The organism is Sphingomonas kyeonggiensis (assembly GCF_030812785.1).
GTDB classification, from domain to species: domain Bacteria; phylum Pseudomonadota; class Alphaproteobacteria; order Sphingomonadales; family Sphingomonadaceae; genus Sphingomonas; species Sphingomonas kyeonggiensis_B.
This window is the reverse complement of record NZ_JAUSTJ010000001.1, coordinates 1,765,553-1,783,197: the sequence shown is the minus strand read 5'-3', so window position 1 is coordinate 1,783,197 and position 17,645 is coordinate 1,765,553. Positions and strand designations below refer to the sequence as shown.

Annotated in this window: 15 protein-coding genes; 7 read left to right on the top strand and 8 right to left on the bottom strand. The window is 67.7% G+C overall.

Going from position 1 to position 17,645, the window contains the following annotated elements; genetic code table 11:
* Positions 1–69: 69 nt before the first annotated feature.
* Genes J2W22_RS08725 through J2W22_RS08715 form a run of 3 tightly spaced genes read right to left on the bottom strand, consistent with a single transcriptional unit; the run spans position 70 to position 4,504 of the window.
* Entirely contained in the window at positions 70–1,305 is a 1,236-nt protein-coding gene (locus J2W22_RS08725; protein WP_307117832.1) for a cytochrome P450, read from the bottom strand.
* Positions 1,302–2,888: a Dyp-type peroxidase gene (locus J2W22_RS08720; protein ID WP_307117831.1), complete on the bottom strand. Its 1,587-nt coding sequence runs from the start codon at positions 2,886–2,888 to the stop codon at positions 1,302–1,304. Before J2W22_RS08720 ends, J2W22_RS08725 begins: the two co-directional genes overlap by 4 nt.
* A complete protein-coding gene (locus J2W22_RS08715) occupies positions 2,870–4,504 on the bottom strand; it encodes a hypothetical protein (RefSeq protein WP_307117830.1) in 1,635 nt (544 codons plus the stop codon). The genes J2W22_RS08720 and J2W22_RS08715 overlap by 19 nt, the downstream gene beginning before the upstream one ends.
* A 186-nt stretch (positions 4,505–4,690) precedes the next feature.
* Here J2W22_RS08715 and J2W22_RS08710 point away from each other — a divergent pair, with 186 nt between their 5' ends.
* Both J2W22_RS08710 and J2W22_RS08705 read left to right on the top strand, forming a co-directional pair.
* The gene (locus tag J2W22_RS08710; protein ID WP_307117829.1) at positions 4,691–6,301 is read left to right on the top strand and encodes a family 43 glycosylhydrolase; all 1,611 of its coding nucleotides are present in this window, start codon (positions 4,691–4,693) and stop codon (positions 6,299–6,301) included.
* A gap of 263 nt (positions 6,302–6,564) precedes the next feature.
* On the top strand, positions 6,565–7,110 hold the full coding sequence (locus J2W22_RS08705) for a pseudouridine synthase (RefSeq protein WP_307117828.1): 546 nt from the start codon (positions 6,565–6,567) through the stop codon (positions 7,108–7,110).
* Here the strand turns inward: J2W22_RS08705 and J2W22_RS08700 are convergent.
* Entirely contained in the window at positions 7,107–7,763 is a 657-nt protein-coding gene (locus J2W22_RS08700) for a trimeric intracellular cation channel family protein (protein ID WP_307117827.1), read from the bottom strand. The two genes, J2W22_RS08705 and J2W22_RS08700, sit on opposite strands and share 4 nt — an antisense overlap.
* 284 nt (positions 7,764–8,047) lie before the next feature.
* Here J2W22_RS08700 and J2W22_RS08695 point away from each other — a divergent pair, with 284 nt between their 5' ends.
* Entirely contained in the window at positions 8,048–9,571 is a 1,524-nt protein-coding gene (locus tag J2W22_RS08695; protein WP_307117826.1) for a tryptophan halogenase family protein, read from the top strand.
* 140 nt (positions 9,572–9,711) lie between these two features.
* On the opposite strand, the gene J2W22_RS08690 is transcribed toward J2W22_RS08695, so the two are convergent.
* On the bottom strand, positions 9,712–10,920 hold the full coding sequence (locus J2W22_RS08690; RefSeq protein WP_307117825.1) for a hypothetical protein: 1,209 nt from the start codon (positions 10,918–10,920) through the stop codon (positions 9,712–9,714).
* A gap of 65 nt (positions 10,921–10,985) precedes the next feature.
* Entirely contained in the window at positions 10,986–12,365 is a 1,380-nt protein-coding gene (locus tag J2W22_RS08685) for a cation:proton antiporter (protein ID WP_307117824.1), read from the bottom strand.
* Positions 12,366–12,570: 205 nt separating this feature from the next.
* On the opposite strand from J2W22_RS08685, the gene J2W22_RS08680 reads away from it, so the two are divergent.
* From J2W22_RS08680 to J2W22_RS08670, 3 genes are all read left to right on the top strand, one after another.
* Positions 12,571–12,795: a type II toxin-antitoxin system Phd/YefM family antitoxin gene (locus tag J2W22_RS08680; protein ID WP_307117823.1), complete on the top strand. Its 225-nt coding sequence runs from the start codon at positions 12,571–12,573 to the stop codon at positions 12,793–12,795.
* Entirely contained in the window at positions 12,795–13,292 is a 498-nt protein-coding gene (locus tag J2W22_RS08675; protein ID WP_307117822.1) for a type II toxin-antitoxin system VapC family toxin, read from the top strand. The genes J2W22_RS08680 and J2W22_RS08675 overlap by 1 nt, the downstream gene beginning before the upstream one ends.
* Positions 13,293–13,370: 78 nt before the next feature.
* Positions 13,371–13,904, top strand: a complete 534-nt coding sequence (locus J2W22_RS08670) for a GAF domain-containing protein (protein WP_307117821.1) — start codon at positions 13,371–13,373, stop codon at positions 13,902–13,904.
* Between the two features lie 149 nt (positions 13,905–14,053).
* On the opposite strand, the gene J2W22_RS08665 is transcribed toward J2W22_RS08670, so the two are convergent.
* Together J2W22_RS08665 and J2W22_RS08660 are read right to left on the bottom strand one after the other, a co-directional pair.
* Complete coding sequence (locus J2W22_RS08665; protein ID WP_307117820.1) at positions 14,054–14,443, bottom strand: response regulator transcription factor; 390 nt, start codon at positions 14,441–14,443, stop codon at positions 14,054–14,056.
* 3 nt (positions 14,444–14,446) lie between these two features.
* Positions 14,447–14,818 (bottom strand): response regulator, encoded by a 372-nt coding sequence (locus J2W22_RS08660; protein ID WP_307117819.1) that lies wholly within the window; start codon positions 14,816–14,818, stop codon positions 14,447–14,449.
* Between the two features lie 169 nt (positions 14,819–14,987).
* Between J2W22_RS08660 and J2W22_RS08655 the strand changes: the two genes are divergently transcribed.
* Positions 14,988–17,537: an ATP-binding protein gene (locus tag J2W22_RS08655; RefSeq protein ID WP_307117818.1), complete on the top strand. Its 2,550-nt coding sequence runs from the start codon at positions 14,988–14,990 to the stop codon at positions 17,535–17,537.
* The last annotated feature ends 108 nt before the right edge of the window (positions 17,538–17,645 follow it).

The following is a 17,645-nucleotide window of genomic DNA, read 5'->3' as shown; positions in this document are numbered from 1 at the left end:
CGCCCTCACCCTTCCGCCGCCTTTGGCGGCTCCCTCCCTCTCCCGCGAAAGCGGGAGAGGGACTGCGGATCAGTCGAACACCACTGTCAGCGACTCCGCGAAGGGGCCGTTCTTGACCAGCCGCCCGGCTCCACCCGGCGCGCGGCGGAGATTTACGCGCTTTAACAAGGGCTTGAGCATCAGGTGCAGCGTCGCGCGGTTGATGTGGCGGCCGAAGCACTGGTGCAAACTATATCCGAAATGGATGTAATCGCTCGCCGGGCGGTGCGGATCGAAGCGGGCGGGATCGGTCACCCGGCGCGGGTCCATCATCGCCGAGGCGAAGGCGGCCAGCACCGTGTCGCCGGCCTTGACCTCGGCCTGGTGCGCGGTGCCGCGCGCGATCACGCCATCGACCAGCACGTTGCGCGGCAGGCCCGGCGCCAACGGGTCGAAGCGCATCGCCTCGACCACATAGCCCCAGAGCAGATCGTCATCCCCTGCCCGCGCCGCCGCCTGGGCCGCAGCCAGTTCCTTCGGCCGGCGGAGCAGCTGCTCCATCGCCTGGGGCACGACCATCGGCGGCTGGGGCGGCCCGCCGACGATGAAGCCCATCAGATTGGTGCGGATCTCGACATCCGAGAAGCCGGGCACGCCCTTCTTCTGCAGGGCGAGACAGCGCGTCAGGACGTCGTCGCGGCCGGGCGTGGCCTTCCGCGCGGCGATCTCCGCATCGATATGCGCGCGGAGTGCCGGCGCGATCTGGTCGACATCGGCGCGCAGCGCGGGATCGCCCTTGGGATCGGCGAACTGGAACTCGAACAGCCGCGTGCCCCATACGCGCAGGTCGCCGCCCTTGGGCTCGGGCACGCCAAAGTAATCGGCGAGCACCGAGAAGGTCACGCGGCGCACCAGCGTATCCACCACCTCGACCCGCCCGGGCGCGGCGGCAACGATCGCCTCAGCCATCGCCTCGACCTTCCGGCCCAGTTCGGGCAGGTCCTTCGGCAGCACGACCATGCGCATTGCATCGGTGTCGCGGTGGTAGAGCGGCGTGTCGCCCATACCGAGGAAGAAGGGCTCGCCGCCCATGATCACGTCGAGCTTGGCCTTGTAGGGCGTGCCGAACACCGGATCGGTGCCGAACACTTCCTTGACGTCGTCATAGCGCGAGGTGAGCGTCATGCCGCCGAACTTCACCACCGGCTTCCAGCGCCGGAAAAAGGCGAAGGCATAGGGCATCAGCGCGAACACCCGCCCCCCGATCCAGCGGGCGATCCCCTTCTTGCCGGGGCGCAGCACGTCGCGCGAGGTGAGCGCGTTCATAGCGACCCCAGATAATCGAGCGCCGGCATGCTCGGCAGGAAGAAATATTCGCCGCCCGCCATCTGCACGAAGGTCTCGACGTCGATGATCCGGCGCAGCGGATTCTCGGGGATCGTCATCGTGCCCTTGGGGCCGATCAGCGGATCGGTCTCGTCATAGAGGAAGGCGAAGTTCGGGTTGAGGATCCAGGTCTGCTGGACGAACTCGAACTGGCGCGTGATGTCGGTGTTGAGGCAGATGAACAGCAGCCCGCGATCGACGTCGTCGGGCGTCGGCGGCACGCTGATCGTCTTGCCGTACTTCCGCCCGCGGCGGAGGATGCGGTGGTTATTCGCCGCATCGAGCAGGGTCTGCTTGTCCGCCGGCGTTGGCGCCAGACCATCCCGGGGATTCGCGCGGCGAACGTGACTGCCCATCGGGCAGCCATGACCGTGACGATCGCGGTCCCAGAAGCCGAAATCATTGTTCTCGACCGGGATCGTACCACCGAGCGGGCAGAGCAGATTGCCATGCGTGTCGCGTCCGACCACGCGCTCGGCGAGCCAGGTGGTGGTGACATGGGCCGAGCCCTCGGGGTCACGCTCGCGGATATAGGCCGCGCCTGCCCGCATCGACTGCCAGAAGGCATAGACGTCCTGCTTGAGCTCACGGACGACCATGTAGCTGCCGTTGAGGCCCAGGTCCTTGAAGCCGACGCCCCTGGGGTGCTCGGGCAGGCCGCTGGTATCGCCGATGCCGTCGGCGACCACCGGGCCCTGCGCGATCTCGTTATGGCCGTTCATATGGCCCATCAGGATCTCGCCGAGCGGCACGCCGTTCCAATAGTCCTTGGGCACCTCGGTGCCGTCCTTGTAGACGACGGTGCCCTCTTCGAACGGGATCGGTTGCGAGATGCCGTCGGCAAAGCCGAAATGCTCGCGGGCGATGCCCTGCTTGTCGAGGCGCAGGTCGAGCGGGAGGTGGTGCGAGACGGTCACCTCGAAGGGCGCGAGCGCCGCGCTGACCTCGGCGCACCAGGCCTCGGCCGCCTCGTCATGCTCGCAATAGAGCAGGACGAGGGCATGGACCGTCACCGGCGTCTTGATCCGCTGCTCGCGGATTTCCTCGCGGTCGTCGAAGGCACGTGCCTCGTCGTCCACCGCGGCATCGTCGAGCGGGGTGTTGCCGCTCCACTTCGGCCCGCCGGGGATCACTGTGCCCTGCCATTCCTCGCCGCGCCGGTCGCCCAGGCGGCGGAGGCGGTCCTCCTGGAACATGCCTTCCTTGAAGGGCCGGTCGAACGAGGCGAGCGCGTTCTGGTTGAGCCCCATCTTCTGGAGCCCGGACCAGGTGAAGCCCATCGCCACGGCGCGCGGATCGCGGCCATCGGCGTCGGTCACCTGCGCCACCTTGCGCAGCGCCTCCACCCAGGCGCCGCCGCCCTTCTTCTTCACGCCCTTCCAGCTGAATTCGAGGAACAGCGCGCGGCCCGTGGGCAGGTTGGCGAAGCCGCTTACCACCAGGCCCTGGGCCTTGGTGTTGGTCGGCGCGGAAAGATGCCAGTTCGGCGTGCCGCCGCCCTCGCTCACAGGTCGTTGATCCACGCCGCAGCCTCCTTCTCGCTGAGCTGTTTTTTCCTGAGGCCGCAGGCGATGCGGTAATTCCGTTCGACCTGCTCCGCGGTGAGATCCTTGTAGGCCGAGTACCAGAAGCGGCTGACCGCCATCGAATGGCGCGCCCATTCCTTGAACTGGCGGCCATGGCTGGCGCCGTCCTTCACCAGGAAGCGCGTCGGCGGGAAGCCCACCCCGCTGCTCCAGGCGAGGGTGAGGCCGGCATGCGCCTTCTCGATGAAGTCATCGAGATAGCTCTCCCAAGTCTGGTCGAAATTCGAGAAGAACATCAGCCGGCTGTCGTTGTTGACCCGGGCCCAATGCGCGAAATGGATCGTGCGCATCGAGCCGAGATAGCCGTTGCGCGCCGCCTTCTGGGCGCGGAGCAGCAGGTGCAGGCCGTGATGGCCGACGCGGATCAGGATCGCGCGCAGCACGCCCGGCTTGATCAGCACGACCGAGCCCATGTGGTTCTGCGGAATCCAGTCCTCGCGCCGCGCCATCTCGCGCAGCATCTTGGGATCGACCGGCGGCGCGTCCTGCGAAGCATCGCGCCGCTCGAGCCAGCGCAGCCAGACGAGGATGCCGGCGACCGTCACCGCGATGCTGGCGCCGCTCCAGGCGGCCCAGATCGCCATGTCCTTCCATGCCGGCCAGAAGGCCTTGTGCCCGATCCACGACCAGACCGGCGCGCTGAGCGTGGCGGCGATCGCGACATAGGCGGCGACTGCGATCGCGACGGGGACGAGCAGATGCCGGAGGAAGAAGGTGAGGAAGCTGAACCGTGTCGGCGTCGCCGTGCCGGGCAGCGGCTTGCCCATCCGGTAGAGGATGCCGGTGAACAGCGCGAACAGGCCGACGCAGAGCGCGACATACCATTGCCAGCTGAGCTGGCTCTTGAGCACCAGCCCGGGGATCGACAGCGCGAATACCACCAGCAGCACGAACCAGGCGAGGCGGAGATAGTCGCCGACGCTCTGGGTGAAGGGGATGCGCGCCGGCGCCTTCTGGTCGAGCCAGCCGAACTGCGGGAGCAGGGCCGCGCGGAGCTTGGCGTGGATCTCTACGGGCGTGAGCTTGCGATAGGGGCTGGGCCCGCCGTCATTGCTCTGCGCCAGCTCGGTGCGGGTGCCGAGGAACAGCTTGGATTCGTCGAGGATGCGGTCGCGAGTCATGCCGCGATTACCGTGGTGATAGACGGTCGGGGTGAGCGTCCGCGCCTCGAGATAGGGGGCGATCGGGGCACGGCTGTCGGGCGCGGTGACGGCGTCGAACAGCGGGCCCGTATGATCGAGCGGGCGCTTGCAGCAGCGCAGGAAGGCGCGCAGGTCCGGGCCGATGGCGGCTTCGAGCTGCGCCCAGAAGGGGCCGGGCGCGCCGTCGAAATTCGCCTCGATCACGAAGAGCGGATCATAGTCGAACCCCGGAAAGGCGGTGAGCGACATGAAGTGCACCGCCGGCACCGTGGTCAGGAAGTCGGCGAAGGGGCCGGTGCCCCCCGACGGGTTCTGGCTGCGCCGGTCGCGCAGGGCGTCCAGCAGGCCCGACAAATGGTCGAAGCTCTCGGGCTTCACCTCGAGTGCAACCGACAGTGTGGTTTGCCGCATCCCCATACGCCCCCTCAAACGTCGGAGCGTTTTAGGCACGGGATTCCCTACATTAATAGCAAATATTCGACATCGCGCCGAAGTGGACGCAACGGACACAGAAAGGTCCTAAGTTGGCGACGGCGAACATCCCTTCCCTTGAAATGACACCGGTGGCATAAAGGTCCAAACAGGAGAGGATCCGGAATGGACATCAGTCGGCGCGGAACGTTCGGAGCGTTTTTGTTGGCAGGGGGCGCCACGCTGCTCCCGCCGGGCGAGGCCGCCGCCTCCCCGGGCGGAGCCGCTGCGGACGCTCCGGTCCCCGACTGGAAGCGCGGCTTCGACAACCAGCGGATCTGCGACCTGGGCGACGGGCGGTTCCTCAACCCGCTGCTCGCCGGCGACCACCCCGATCCGGCCATCCTGAAGGACGGCGCGGACTATTACATAACCTTCTCCAGCTTCGATTCCTATCCGGGGCTGACGATCTGGCACAGCCGCGACCTGGTGAACTGGCAGCCGCGGGGGGCGGCGCTGACCAAGAATATCGGCGCGGTCTGGGCCGTCAGCCTGGAGAAGCACAACGGGCGCTATTTCCTCTACATACCGGTCAAGGCCAGCCCGAACTCGATCTTCGTGATCTGGGCGGACCATATCGACGGGCCGTGGAGCGAGCCGATCGACCTGGGGCTGCATGCCCATATCGACCCCTGCCACGCGGTGGGCGAGGACGGCTCGCGCTGGCTGTTCCTCTCCGGCGGAGACCGGGTGCGACTTTCCGAGGACGGACTGTCCACTGCGGGCCCGGTCGAGCATGTCTACGATCCCTGGCACTATCCCGAGGATTGGGACGTCGAGGGCTTTTCCCCGGAGGGACCGAAGATCCACCGTCATGGCGGCTGGTTCTACATGATCACCGCGGTGGGCGGCACGGCGGGCCCGCCGACCGGGCACATGGTGATCGCGGCGCGCGCGCGCTCGATCCACGGGCCCTGGGAGCAATGCCCCGCCAACCCACTGGTCCGCACCGTCCGCAACGACGAGGCCTGGTGGTCACGGGGGCACGCCTCGCTGGTCGAGGCGCCCGACGGGAGCTGGTGGTCGGTCTATCACGGCTTCGAGAACGGCTATTGGACACTGGGCCGTCAGGCGCTGCTCGATCCGATCGAATGGACGGCGGACGGCTGGTTCCGGATGACCGGCGGCGACCTGTCCAAGCCGATCCGCAAGCCGAAGGGCGGCGCGCGGGTGCCGCATGGCCAGGCGCTGTCGGACGACTTCTCGGGGCCGCTCGCGCTCGGGCGGAAGTGGAACTTCTTCAAGCCGGGTCCGGACGAAGCGGACAGAGTGTCCGTGGAAGCTGGCACGCTGGTGCTGAAAGCCTCGGGCAAGGCGCCGGTGGACTCGTCGCCGCTGCTGCTGATCGCCGGCGACACGGGATATGAATTCGAATGCGACATCGAGATCGCGCCGGGCGGCACCGCGGGGCTGGTGCTCTTCTATGACGAGAAGCTCTATTGCGGGCTCGGCTTCGACGAGAAGAAGTTCGTCACCCACCAGTACGGCATGGAGCGCGGGCGGCCGGCCAATCCCTATGGCCGGCGGCTGCGGATGCGGGTGTCGAACCGGGAGCATATCGTGGCGTTCCACCTGTCGGGTGACGGCGGGAAGACGTGGAAGCGGTTCGACCGGGGGATGGAAGTGTCGGGCTACCACCATAATGTCCGCGGCGGCTTCCTGATGCTGCGGCCGGGGCTGTATTCGGCGGGTGCGGGCGCGGCGAAGTTCAGGGACTTCCGCTTCCGGGCGCTTTAGGTTGCGGTTTCAGGTTCGGGTTGCCGGTAAATAGCGCGTCACCCCGGCCTTGTGCCGGGGTCCACCGGGCGGCGAGGACAGGTTTCGAGGCTCCAGTTCAATGCGGGCGGCACCGTGGACCCCGGCACAAGGCCGGGGTGACGGCAGAAGGCAAAACGTCTGAGCCGGGCCCACCGAGCTTGGCGACCCTGGCGGTTCCGCGCTAGGCGGGCGGTCATGATCGATGCCGGCATCTTGCGCACCTCTTCCGCGGCAGGCGCGGCGTGACGCTCGTCCGGCTCAACAAGCCGTTCGGCGTGCTCAGCCAGTTCACCGATCGCGGCACGGAAACGGCGCGCGCCACCCTGTCCGGCCTGATCGACCTGCCCGGCGTCTATCCCGCCGGCCGGCTCGACCGGGACAGCGAGGGGCTGCTGCTGCTCACCGATGACGGCAGGCTGCAGGCGCGGATCGCCGACCCGAAGTTCAAGCTGCCCAAGACCTATCTCGTCCAGGTCGAGGGCGAGGCCGGCGACGCGGCGCTGCACCGGCTGCGCACCGGGGTGATGCTGAAGGACGGCCCGACGCTGCCGGCGCTGGCCGAGCGGATCGAGGCACCCGCGTTGTGGCCGCGCGATCCGCCGATCCGCTACCGCGCGAACATCCCCGATTGCTGGATCCGGCTGACCATCCGCGAAGGGCGCAACCGCCAGGTGCGCCGGATGACCGCGGCGGTGGGCCACCCGACCCTGCGGCTGGTGCGGTGGAGCATCGGGGACTGGACGCTCGACGGCCTGCCGAGCGGCGAATGGCAGGTGGTGCGAGGCTAGTGCAGATGCGGCAGCCGCCATGCGCCGAGGAGCGCCGCGGCACGTAGCGCGAAGATCGCCACGCCGCCGGCCGCGCCCGCCACGTCCTGACGGACCTGGAAGCGGCGGACCAGCAGGACGATCAGCGTCGCGCCGGCGATCGCGGCGGTGGCGTAGAAATCCTCGTGCAGCACCTTCGGCACCCGGGCCAGCAGCACGTCCCGCAGCATGCCGCCGCCACAGCCATTGACGGTGGCGATGATCACCACCGAGGCGCTGTTGAGCCGATAGTCGAGACATTTGCGCGCACCGGCGATCGCGGCGAGCGCGAGGCCACCACCCTCGAAGATGTCGATCGCCAGCGGCGGGGTGTAGCTGCCGACATCGCCGGTCGCGAGCGAGGCCAGCAACACGACCAGCGTGGCGGTCAGCGCCAGCGCGGCATAGCGCCAGTCGCGGAACGGCGCGGGCGGATGCTCGCCGAGCAGCAGATCGCGCAGCACCGCGCCGCCGACCGAGCCGACAAAGGCGAGCACCAGGATGCCGAACAGGTCGAAATCCGCCTGCACAGCGGTCAGCGCGCATTCGACGGCGAGCACGAAGGTCGCGGCGAGATCGACGATCTCCAGCACTCGGTCGCGGATGCGGCTGGCGGCGGTGTCGTCTAGCTTCATGGAGCGGTCTCCGCTGGCGCGTGGGAGAGGCTAGCGGCGGAGGGGGCCGGGCTCAACTTCAACTGTCATTCGGCACCGCCCACAAAATCGTCACCCGCGCCTCAAACCGTCATCCCGACGAAAGTCGGGATCTCAGGCGAAGGCGCAGGGAAGGAGCCGCACGAGATCCCGGCTTTCGCCGGGATGACGGTTGTGGGTCGGGATGACGGATTGGTGGCGGGGTGACGAAGTAGAGAGGATCACGGGTGGAGTTGCCCCCGCCCCCACGCTAAGCTCCGCCCCGCATGGGCAAGAGGCGTATCCTTATCGTCGGCGGGGGCACCGCGGGGTGGCTTACCGCGGCCTATCTCGCGCGGTATCTCGACATCGCCGACCAGGCGCAGATCGAGATCAGCCTGCTCGAATCGCCCGAGCTCGGCATCATCGGCGTGGGCGAAGGCACCTTCCCCACCATCCGATCGACGCTCAAGTTCCTCGGCATCGACGAGACGCAGTTCATCCGCGCCACCTCCGCCACGTTCAAGCAGGGCATCCGCTTCAACGACTGGCTGCACGCGCCCCTGCCCGACGGCACGCGCCACCATTATCTCCACCCGTTCGAGGCGCCCTTCTATACCGAAGGGACCAGCCTGGTGCCCTATTGGCTGCTTCAGGACGAAGCGGTCCGCCCGCCCTTTGCCGAGGCCGTTACCATCCAGAACCGCGTCGCCGAGAGCCGGCGCGCGCCCAAGAAGCAGGGCGAGGGCGAGTTCTCGGGGCCGCTCAACTATGCCTATCATTTCGACGCCGCCAAGCTCGCCCGCATCCTCAAGGAACGTGCGGTGGCGCTGGGCGTGCGGCACCTCGCCGGGCTGCTCACCCATGTCGCGCTGGACGCTGATGGCGCGATCGCCCGGGTCGAGACGCGCGAGCTGGGCGCGCTGGAGGCCGACCTCTATATCGATTGTTCGGGGTTCCGCGCCGAGCTGATCGGCAAGGCACTGGGCGCGCCGTTCAAGTCGGTGCGCGACGTGCTGTTCGCCGACCGGGCGCTGGCCGCCAAGATCCCCTATGGCGATCCCGACGCGCCGATCGAGAGCTTCACCATCGCCGCAGCGCACGAGGCGGGCTGGACCTGGGACATCGGACTGGAGGGCGCGCGCGGCATCGGCACGGTCTATTCCTCCGCCCACATGACCGACGACGAGGCAGCGCAGGTGCTGCGAACCTATATCGGCCATGACGATTTCTCCGCGCGGCTGCTGCCCTTCGAGCCCGGCTATCGCGAGACGCAATGGGTGAAGAACTGCGTGGCGGTGGGGCTGTCGGGCGGGTTCGTCGAGCCGCTGGAATCGACCGGCGTGCTGCTGATCGAAGCCGCCGTCGGCATGATCGCCGAGCTGTTCCCGCATGGCGGCCCGGTCGATGCCCCGGCGAAGCGCTTCAACCAGCTGATCGTCGGGCGCTATGAGCGGATCATCGACTTCCTCAAGCTGCATTACTGCCTGAGCCGGCGCGACGAGCCCTTCTGGCGCGACAATGCCGATCCGGCCTCGATCCCCGACACGCTGCAGGAGCTGCTGCGGCAATGGCGCCACCGGCCGCCGGGCCGCTTCGACTTCCTGCTCGACCTCGAGAGCTTCGCCTTCTTCAATTACCAGTACATCCTCTATGGGATGGACTTCCGCACCGACCTGTCGGGCGGGCGCGGGGATTTCCCCAATGTCGCGGCGGCGGAGAAGCTGTTCGCGCGGATCCGGGGGTTTTCCGAGCGCGCGACGGAGGACCTGCCGACGCACCGGGCACTGATCCGGGCGATTAATGCTTGAATCCCTCTCCCTTTGGGAGAGGGAGGGAGCTGCCGAAGGCAGCGGAAGGGTGAGGGTCGATTGGCCGAACTGCCCTCACCCTTCCCACTCGGCTTCGCCTCGCGGGCCCCTTCCCGCTCCCAAAGGGAGCGGGAGTTTGGCTAAAGTGTCCAATCCAGCTGGAGCCAGACCTTGTCGGTGTCGGTCGCGAAGCGGTCCGCCTTGTAGTGGGCGTAGCGGGCGGACAGCGCGTAGTGGCCGCGCTTGATGCCGGCGATCAGGTCGAGCTCGTCGCCATAATGCTGGTCGAGCCGGTCGCTGCGGAAACGATGCCAGGTCGCGCCGATATTGACCGCGTCGAGCGGGCCGACCTTCTTCCAGACATAGCCCGCGGTGCCGTAGAGATCGTGCAGGCCGTTGGGCGGGGTGGTGGCGAACTTGCTCGCCCAGCCGTTGAACTTGAACAGCGAGGCAAGCGGCGTCTGGACGCTGGTGAGCGCGACGCCCTTGTCGGCGCCGAGCACTTCATAGCCGGCGGTGAGGCTGAGCGCTTTCGCGGTCAGGGTCAGCTCCCCGAGCCAGTAATCGGCGGTGTAGCGATTGGGGTTGCGGTGCCAGCCGCTTTGGCGGGCCCAGCTGGCGGCGTAGCCCAGCGCCAGATCCTTTGCGAGCGCCTGCTTGCCGGCGAAGCGCACGCCATAGGTCTGGCTCGACAGGCGGAAGCCCTGAAGCGCCGCCTCGTCCTGGTCGACCAGATAGGCAAAGGTGCTGAACGTACCCGCCTTGGTGCCATAGCCGAGGACCGCGAAGAGATTGTCGCCGCCGATCGCCTGGGGCCGGGCGGGCGTGCCCTTGCGGCCGTTCACGGTGAGCGCGTTCCAGCTATAGGCGATGTCGGCATTCAGCCCGAGCGGCTTGCCGTACTGCACGCGCACGGCATCGAAGGTCTGCTCGCTCTGGCGCCAGGGCGCGTTGCCGACGAAGCGGTCGTCGGCGAAATTGAGCCGCTGGCGGCCGGCGGTCAGCGCCAGCCCGTCCTTGCCGGCATAGCGGAGCTGGGCGCGGTTGAGCTCGATGTTCTCGGCATCGCCGACCAGCGGATAGCGGGTCTTGCCGTTGAACCCGTCATTGTAACCGGTGGCGAGCGCGACCACGGCATCGGCCTCGACCAGCGCCGACCAGCCCTGCCAGCTCGCGGCCAGGCCGGGGCGGACGCGCAGGGTCAGCGCATCGGCATCCTGGGGCAGCCCGTCCTGATCGACATGCTCGTAGCGCAGCCGCACCTCGGCGGTGGGGGTGAGCTTCACGTCCTGCGCGTGCGCCGTACCGGCGGCAAGCAGCCCCGTGGCGCATAGAAGCGCGTATCGCATCCTGTTTCTCCGACAAAGAAAACCCGTCCCGCGCGGGTGGGCGCGGGACGGGGGAGGAGGACCTCTCAGGCGGCTGCGAGCTGCGGTTCGGGCTCGGCTTCGCCGCGGGCGCCCAGTTCGCCGGTCTCGCGGGCCTTGCGGCCATAGACCAGCTCGAACAACGGGGTGGCCATCACGGTGGTGACGATCGCCATCAGCACCAGCATCGAGAAGAGCGTCGGGCCGATGATGCCCTTCTGCAGGCCGATATTGATGATGATCAGCTCCATCAGCCCGCGCGAGTTCATCAGCGCGCCGATGCCGAGCGCGGTACGATTGTCCTCGCCGGCAAGGCGGGCAGCGCCCCAGCAGGCGCCGAACTTGGCGAGGATCGACACTGCCAGCACGCCCAGCGCGATGAGCAGCAGCTCGACCGAGTTGACCATGTCCATCCGGGTGTTGAGGCCCGAATAGGTGAAGAACATCGGCAGGAGGAGGACGACTGCGATCGGCTCGACCTTGCGCTGCAGCTCGCGGACGAAAAGGCCGCGCGGCATGCAGACGCCCATCAGGAAGCCGCCGAAGATGGCGTGGATGCCGATCGCGTCCATGAAGAAGGCCGAGGCACAGAACAGCATCATCGTGACCGCGAGCATGCCCGTGGTCATCTCGCCCTTTTCCTCGACGATGCGGCCGAGCGGGGCGAGCAGCTTGCGGCCCCAGAGCAGCATGAAGGCGGTGTAGAGCACCGCACCACCGATCGCGAGCACGGCCACGCCCGGGCCGGCGCCGAAGGTCGCCAGCACCAGCGCCAGCACGCACCAGGAAGCGGCGTCGTCGAATGCGCCGGCGGTCAGCGACAGCGTGCCGAGCGACGAGTTGGCGAGGCCGTTCTCGTTGATGATGCGGGCGAGCATCGGGAAGGCGGTGAGCGCGATGCAGGCGCCCATGAACAGCGTCGCGTTCGACTGGCTGATGCCGGGGGTGAACAGGCCGGGCACGGTCAGCAGGAACGGCGTGATCAGCGCGGCGAGCAGGAAGGGTGCTGCGATGCCGGCGGCCGAGACGCCCGCGGCGCTCTTCGCCTTGGACTGGAAGTGATCGAGCCGCAGGGTGAGGCCGACCATGAACATGTAGAGACCGACGCCGAGCTGCGCGCCGGTATAGAGCACGTTGCGCGTCTCCTTGGGGAAGATCGCGAGCTGGAGATCGGGGAAGAACAGGCCGAACAGCGACGGGCCGAGGACGACGCCGGCGATCATCTCGCCGACCACCTGAGGCTGCTTCAGGAGCTTCTGGCCGAGCCAGCCGACCACGCGGCAGGCGAGGATGATGATCGCCAGCTGCAGGAAGAAATGGATGCTGTAGTCACCGGGCGCATAGCTCTTCGCGGCGTTCACCGCGGGGCCGTGCGGACTGAGCACATCGGTCAACGCATGCCAGGCACTGTTCAGTAGATCGAGCATTAAACCTCCCCCGAAATCCTCGTTGCGCGGCGCTTGGGCGCCTGTCGCTGCACCCAAGGGAGCGCGGGGCCGCAGCTTCGCGCAACTATAATTTGTCTGCGCAGATGCATTTTTCCGGCTGCGGCGCGCTTTGTGTTGCAACCAGCGCACACAGTAGTAACGTACCTACATGACAACGCAGACAATCTAGGTACGTAGGTACAAAATGAAGGTCATCACCAGCCGCGAATTCAACCAGGACGTCAGCGCCGCCAAGCGACTCGCGCGGGGCGAACCGGTGTTCGTCACCGACCGCGGCCGGCCGACGCACGTGCTGATGAGCATCGACCAGTTCCGTGCATTGAGCGGCCAGCGCGAGAGCATTATCGACCTGCTCGCCATCGCGCCCGGTACGCCCGATGCCGAGCTGGCACCGCCGGGGCGCTGGTGATGTTCCTGCTCGACACGCCCATCGTCTTCGAGCTTCGCAAGGCGCGGGCCGGCACCGCCGAGGCGGGGCTGACCGCCTGGGCATCGGGGGTGGCGCGCGAGCGGCTGTTCGTCTCGGCGATCAGCCTGGTCGAGCTGGAGACCAGCGCGGCGGAGACGGCACGGCGCGACAAGGCGGCGGGCGCGGCGCTCCGGAGCTGGATCGACGCGCAGCTGCTGCCGGCCTTCGAGGGCCATGTGCTGCCGCTCGACGCATCGGTGGCGCGACGACGCGGCCAGCTTGCCCTTGCCGAGACGCGCGACGCGCTGCTTGCGGCCACCGCGCTCGAGCATGGGCTCACCCTGGTCACCCGCAATACCGGTGCGTTCAAGGGCGCAAAGGTGAAATTGTTCGACCCGCGCGGCTACACGCCCGATGCCGCCGAGGACGAAGGCGACTGGCGCGATGCCGGCCGAACCGGGCCGCTTTGGCTCAAAAATCTGTTCGTCCGGGCCTGATCCTGCATCCAATACGCAAGCAGGCGCGTATTTCCTGCTTCACCAAGAGTTAGAACAATCTGTGGCAAAGGAGCTGCCATGGGGCCCAAGCTTAAACCGATCTTCCATGCACTCGCACCGCTTCTGCGTGGCGAGAAGCAGCGCCAGGCCGCGGTGGACAAGCACCGGGGTGCGATCGGCAAGCACTCGCCCGCGCTCCAGCCGATCGTCGACGAAGTGGCCGAGCTGTTCGGCGCCCAGTCGGGCGTGGTCACGATGATCGACCGCCAGACCCAGCACATCCTCGCCTGCCATGGTCCCGAACTGACCTCGGGCCCGCGCGACATTTCCTTTTGCGGCCACACCATCGCCAATCCCAAGGAAATCATGTGCGTGTTCGATGCGGCGAACGATCCGCGCTTCGCCGGCAACCCGCTGGTGCTCGGCACGCCGAACATCCGCTTCTATGTCGGCATGCCGATGATCTCGCCCGAGGGCGAGGCGCTGGGCGCGCTGTGCGCGATCGATTCGCATCCGCGGATGAAGCTGCTGCCCGAGCAGAGCAGGCGCCTGCGCGAGCTGGCGCTGCAGGCGGCCGAAGTGCTGGCGGCGGAGAGCCGGCAGCAGACCTAGGTCGTCCCTGCCCTTATCGTCATCCCCGCGAAAGCGGGGACCCATCTCCTGCAGGCGCCGACCGATACGACAGCTGTTGCGGTCGTGACATCTCTCCGAGATGGGTCCCCGCCTTCGCGGGGATGACGGTAGTAAAGTCTGGCGGGAAATCAGCCGCTGCGCGCCGCGAAACTGTTGTTGCGCAGCACGTCGGCGACGCGGCGCACCAGCTCCTCGGGCTCGAACGGCTTGGGCAGATAGTCGTTCGCCCCCGCCCCCATCGCCTCGTCGATCGCCTGCTCGCTGCCCTTGGCCGAGAGCATCAGGATCGGGGTGAGGTAGAGCGCCGGCAGCCGGCGCAGCGCCTTGAGGATGTCGACGCCCTGCATGCCCGGCAGCGACTGGTCGAGGATCACCAGGTCGGGCTTCTTGAACGCGATCGTGTCGAACGCCAGCGTGCCGTGGTTGATCACCCCGACGATGTGGCCCGCCGCGCTCAGCACCTGCTGCACCACGGCGCCGACCAGCTCGTCATCCTCGACATAGATGATCCGCGCCATGGCTCAGGCCGCCTTTGCCAGCATCTCCTCGACCCGGAAGACGAGCTCGTCCGGATCGAAGGGCTTTTTGAGATATTCGTTGGCGCCGGCGAAGCGCGCCAGCTCCTCGTCGCGCTCGCTGCGGCGGCCGGTGAGCATCATCACGGGCAGATCGGCGAAGTCCGGCATCTTGCGCAGCTCCTGGACCAGCAGAACGCCCGACAGCTCGGGCATGTTGCAATCGAGGATCACCAGATCGGGCCGGCGCGCCTTGATCACGCGCAGCGCCTCGGCACCGTCCTTGACCAGACCGGCACCATGCCCCGCCGCGATGAGTGCGTCGCGGGCGATCTCGCCGACGATCTCGTCGTCATCCGCAATGATGATACGCGCCATTATTCCTCACATATCCGCACGGTTCGCCGTCATCCCAATCTAAATTATAACGCTCGGAACGGATATGGTTGCGCCCCTGTGCCGAAATTTGTGACGACTATGTCTTTCCGGCGTTTTGCAGGAAACCGCAGAACACGGCGTTAAGGCTTTTTTCCTAGGGATCGCATCGATGGCCGAGATACTGACGCGCCGCTCCCAATGGATTCTGGCCGCTGCGCTGGCGCTGCTCGCCTTCACGGCCGGTTCCGGCGTGTGGCTGTTCGCCCAGAAGCAGAATGCGGACAATTGGGTGCGTCACACCTTCCAGGTCTCCGACCGCCTCTCACGCGTGCGGATTCTGACGCTGCGCGCCGAAGTCTATCGCCGCGGCTATCTGCTCACCGGCGATCCCGATGCGCGCAAGAATATCGAGGCGCTCAAGCGCGCGCTGCCGGACGAGCTGGCCGGTCTCGAGGACATGACCGACGACAATCCGCGCCAGCGCGAGCGCGTCGCCTATTTCGCCGCGCTGATCCGGCAGCGGCTGGTCGAGACCGAGCAGACGCTGGCGCTGCGCGGCGCCAATCGCGCAGCGGAGGCGACGTCGATCCTCGCAAGCGAGGCGAACCGCCAGGAAACCGCCAGGATGCTCGCGCAGATCAACCAGATCCGCGACGAGGAGCAGCGGCTGCTCCAGGAGCGCCTCGATCGCGCGCGCGGGTTCGAAGCGCCGATCCAGCTCGCCGGCCTCACCAGCGGGCTGCTCGTCCTGCTGCTCGCCTGGCTGATCTCGCGCGAGCGGCGCGAGCGGGTGACGATCCTGCGCGACGCCAATCGCCGGCTGCACGACGACATCACCCGGCGCCAGGTGGTCGAGGCCGAGCTGGCGTTGCTCGCGATGAACGCGACGGACGCGGTTCTGCGCTTCGACCTCGACGGCTGCTGCATCTATGCCTCGCCTTCCACCGAGCCGGTGCTGGGGGTCGAGCCGGCGCATATCCTTGGCAAGCAGATCGGCTTCGGCGTGTCGGCCGAGCATCGCGCGGAGATGTACGAATTCCAGCATTTGCTCACCACCGGCGAGCTGGAGCGCGGCGTGATCACCTATCGCACCCATATGCTCGACCCGACCGCGCCGGCGCAGTGGATCGAGGCGCATTGCGGGCTGGTCCGCGATCCCGCCACTGGGGCGCCGGCCGAGATCATCGCCTCGCTGCGCGACGTCACGCGCCGCAAGGAACTGGAGCATGAGCTCGATGCCGCGCGCGGGCGGGCCGAGGCGGCGGTGCAGGCCAAGTCGAGCTTCCTGGCGAACATGAGCCACGAGATCCGCACTCCGATGAACGGCGTGCTGGGCTTTGCCGACCTGCTGCTCGCCAGCGACCTGCCGCCCGAGCAGCACCGCCACGCCCAGCTGATCGTCGATTCGAGCCGGGCGATGATGCGGCTGCTCAACGACATCCTCGACCTGTCCAAGATCGAGGCCGGGCAGATGCAGGTGAGTGCCGAGCGCGTCGACCTGCGCCATGCGCTCAGAGGTTGCCTGAAGCTGATCGAGCCCGCCGCCGCGCAGAAGGGGCTGGCGCTGGAATTCCATATCGATCCCGCCCTGCCCCGCTTCGTGATGGTCGACGGGCTGCGGCTGCGCCAGATCGCGCTCAACCTGCTGGGCAATGCGGTGAAGTTCACCAGCCAGGGCCGGGTGACGCTGTGCGCGGACCGGGTGACGCGGGACGACGGCAGCGCAGGCATCGCCATCGCCATCGCGGATACCGGCATCGGCATCCCGCCCGACCGGCACGCCGCGATCTTCGAGCAGTTCGTCCAGGCCGAGCAATCGACCGCGCGCCGCTATGGCGGGACCGGCCTGGGCCTGGCGATCAGCAGCCGGCTGGCCGGGCTGATGGGCGGCGAACTGGGGCTGAAGAGCGAGCCAGGCCAGGGCAGCATTTTCACCCTGTGCCTGCCGCTGGTCGTCGCCGAGGGCGAGGAGAGCGACGGGGCCATCGCGCGCGGCCCCGAGCGCGCCGTGCAGGCGCTCAACGTGCTCGTCGCCGAGGATCACGACGTCAACCAGCTGCTGATGCAGGAGATGCTGGGCCGGCTGGGGCATGACGTGACGATCGTCACGGACGGCGCCGCCGCGCTCGAGGCAGTGACGACGGCGGATGGCGGCGAGCGGCCCTTCGACCTGGTGCTGATGGACATGCAGATGCCGGTGCTCGACGGCATCGGCGCGGCGCGGGCGATCCGCGGCGCGGGGATCGCGGCGGCGCAGCTGCCGATCCTGGCGCTCACCGCCAATGCCTATGCCGACGATATCGCCGCCTGTCTCGAGGCCGGGATGCAGGCGCATCTCGCCAAGCCGATCCAGCTGGCCGACCTTGCCGCGGCGATCGCGCGCTGGGCGCCGGCGGCTGCGGAGGCTCCGGCCGCGTCGATCGCCAAGGCCGAGCCGGCGATGACGATCTCACCGGCGCTTTGGGAGAAATTCGCGGCGCGCAAGGCCGAGCTGCTCGCGGCGACCGAGGCGTTCCTCGCGGGCGAACAGGGCAATGCGGAGGCGGAGACGCTTGGCGGGCTGCTCCACAAGTTCGCCGGATCGGCGGGTCTGTTCGGCCAGGCGGCACTGGGCAGCAAGGCGTCGGCGCTGGAAGATGCGCTGGAGGCGGCGCCGGCGGAGGCGCGTGGCGGGCTGGTCGGGGCGTTTCTGGACGAGTTGCGCAAACCGAGCGCCTGATGTTGCGAACGTCATCCCCGCGAAAGCGGGGACCCATCTCCTCCACGCGCGCCCGATACGACAGCTGTTGCGGTCGTGACATCTCTCCGAGATGGGTCCCCGCTTTCG

What these genes read in the sequence shown, in the direction of transcription:
- J2W22_RS08670 (WP_307117821.1), top strand. Translation starts at nt 13,371, where the DNA reads ATGGGGCCCAAGCTTAAACCGATCTTCCATGCACTCGCACCGCTTCTG.
- J2W22_RS08660 (WP_307117819.1), bottom strand. Translation starts at nt 14,818, where the DNA reads ATGGCGCGTATCATCATTGCGGATGACGACGAGATCGTCGGCGAGATC.
- J2W22_RS08680 (WP_307117823.1), top strand. Translation starts at nt 12,571, where the DNA reads ATGAAGGTCATCACCAGCCGCGAATTCAACCAGGACGTCAGCGCCGCC.
- J2W22_RS08710 (WP_307117829.1), top strand. Translation starts at nt 4,691, where the DNA reads ATGGACATCAGTCGGCGCGGAACGTTCGGAGCGTTTTTGTTGGCAGGG.
- J2W22_RS08695 (WP_307117826.1), top strand. Translation starts at nt 8,048, where the DNA reads ATGGGCAAGAGGCGTATCCTTATCGTCGGCGGGGGCACCGCGGGGTGG.
- J2W22_RS08675 (WP_307117822.1), top strand. Translation starts at nt 12,795, where the DNA reads ATGTTCCTGCTCGACACGCCCATCGTCTTCGAGCTTCGCAAGGCGCGG.
- J2W22_RS08700 (WP_307117827.1), bottom strand. Translation starts at nt 7,763, where the DNA reads ATGAAGCTAGACGACACCGCCGCCAGCCGCATCCGCGACCGAGTGCTG.
- J2W22_RS08725 (WP_307117832.1), bottom strand. Translation starts at nt 1,305, where the DNA reads ATGAACGCGCTCACCTCGCGCGACGTGCTGCGCCCCGGCAAGAAGGGG.
- J2W22_RS08685 (WP_307117824.1), bottom strand. Translation starts at nt 12,365, where the DNA reads ATGCTCGATCTACTGAACAGTGCCTGGCATGCGTTGACCGATGTGCTC.
- J2W22_RS08715 (WP_307117830.1), bottom strand. Translation starts at nt 4,504, where the DNA reads ATGCGGCAAACCACACTGTCGGTTGCACTCGAGGTGAAGCCCGAGAGC.
- J2W22_RS08655 (WP_307117818.1), top strand. Translation starts at nt 14,988, where the DNA reads ATGGCCGAGATACTGACGCGCCGCTCCCAATGGATTCTGGCCGCTGCG.
- J2W22_RS08690 (WP_307117825.1), bottom strand. Translation starts at nt 10,920, where the DNA reads ATGCGATACGCGCTTCTATGCGCCACGGGGCTGCTTGCCGCCGGTACG.
- J2W22_RS08665 (WP_307117820.1), bottom strand. Translation starts at nt 14,443, where the DNA reads ATGGCGCGGATCATCTATGTCGAGGATGACGAGCTGGTCGGCGCCGTG.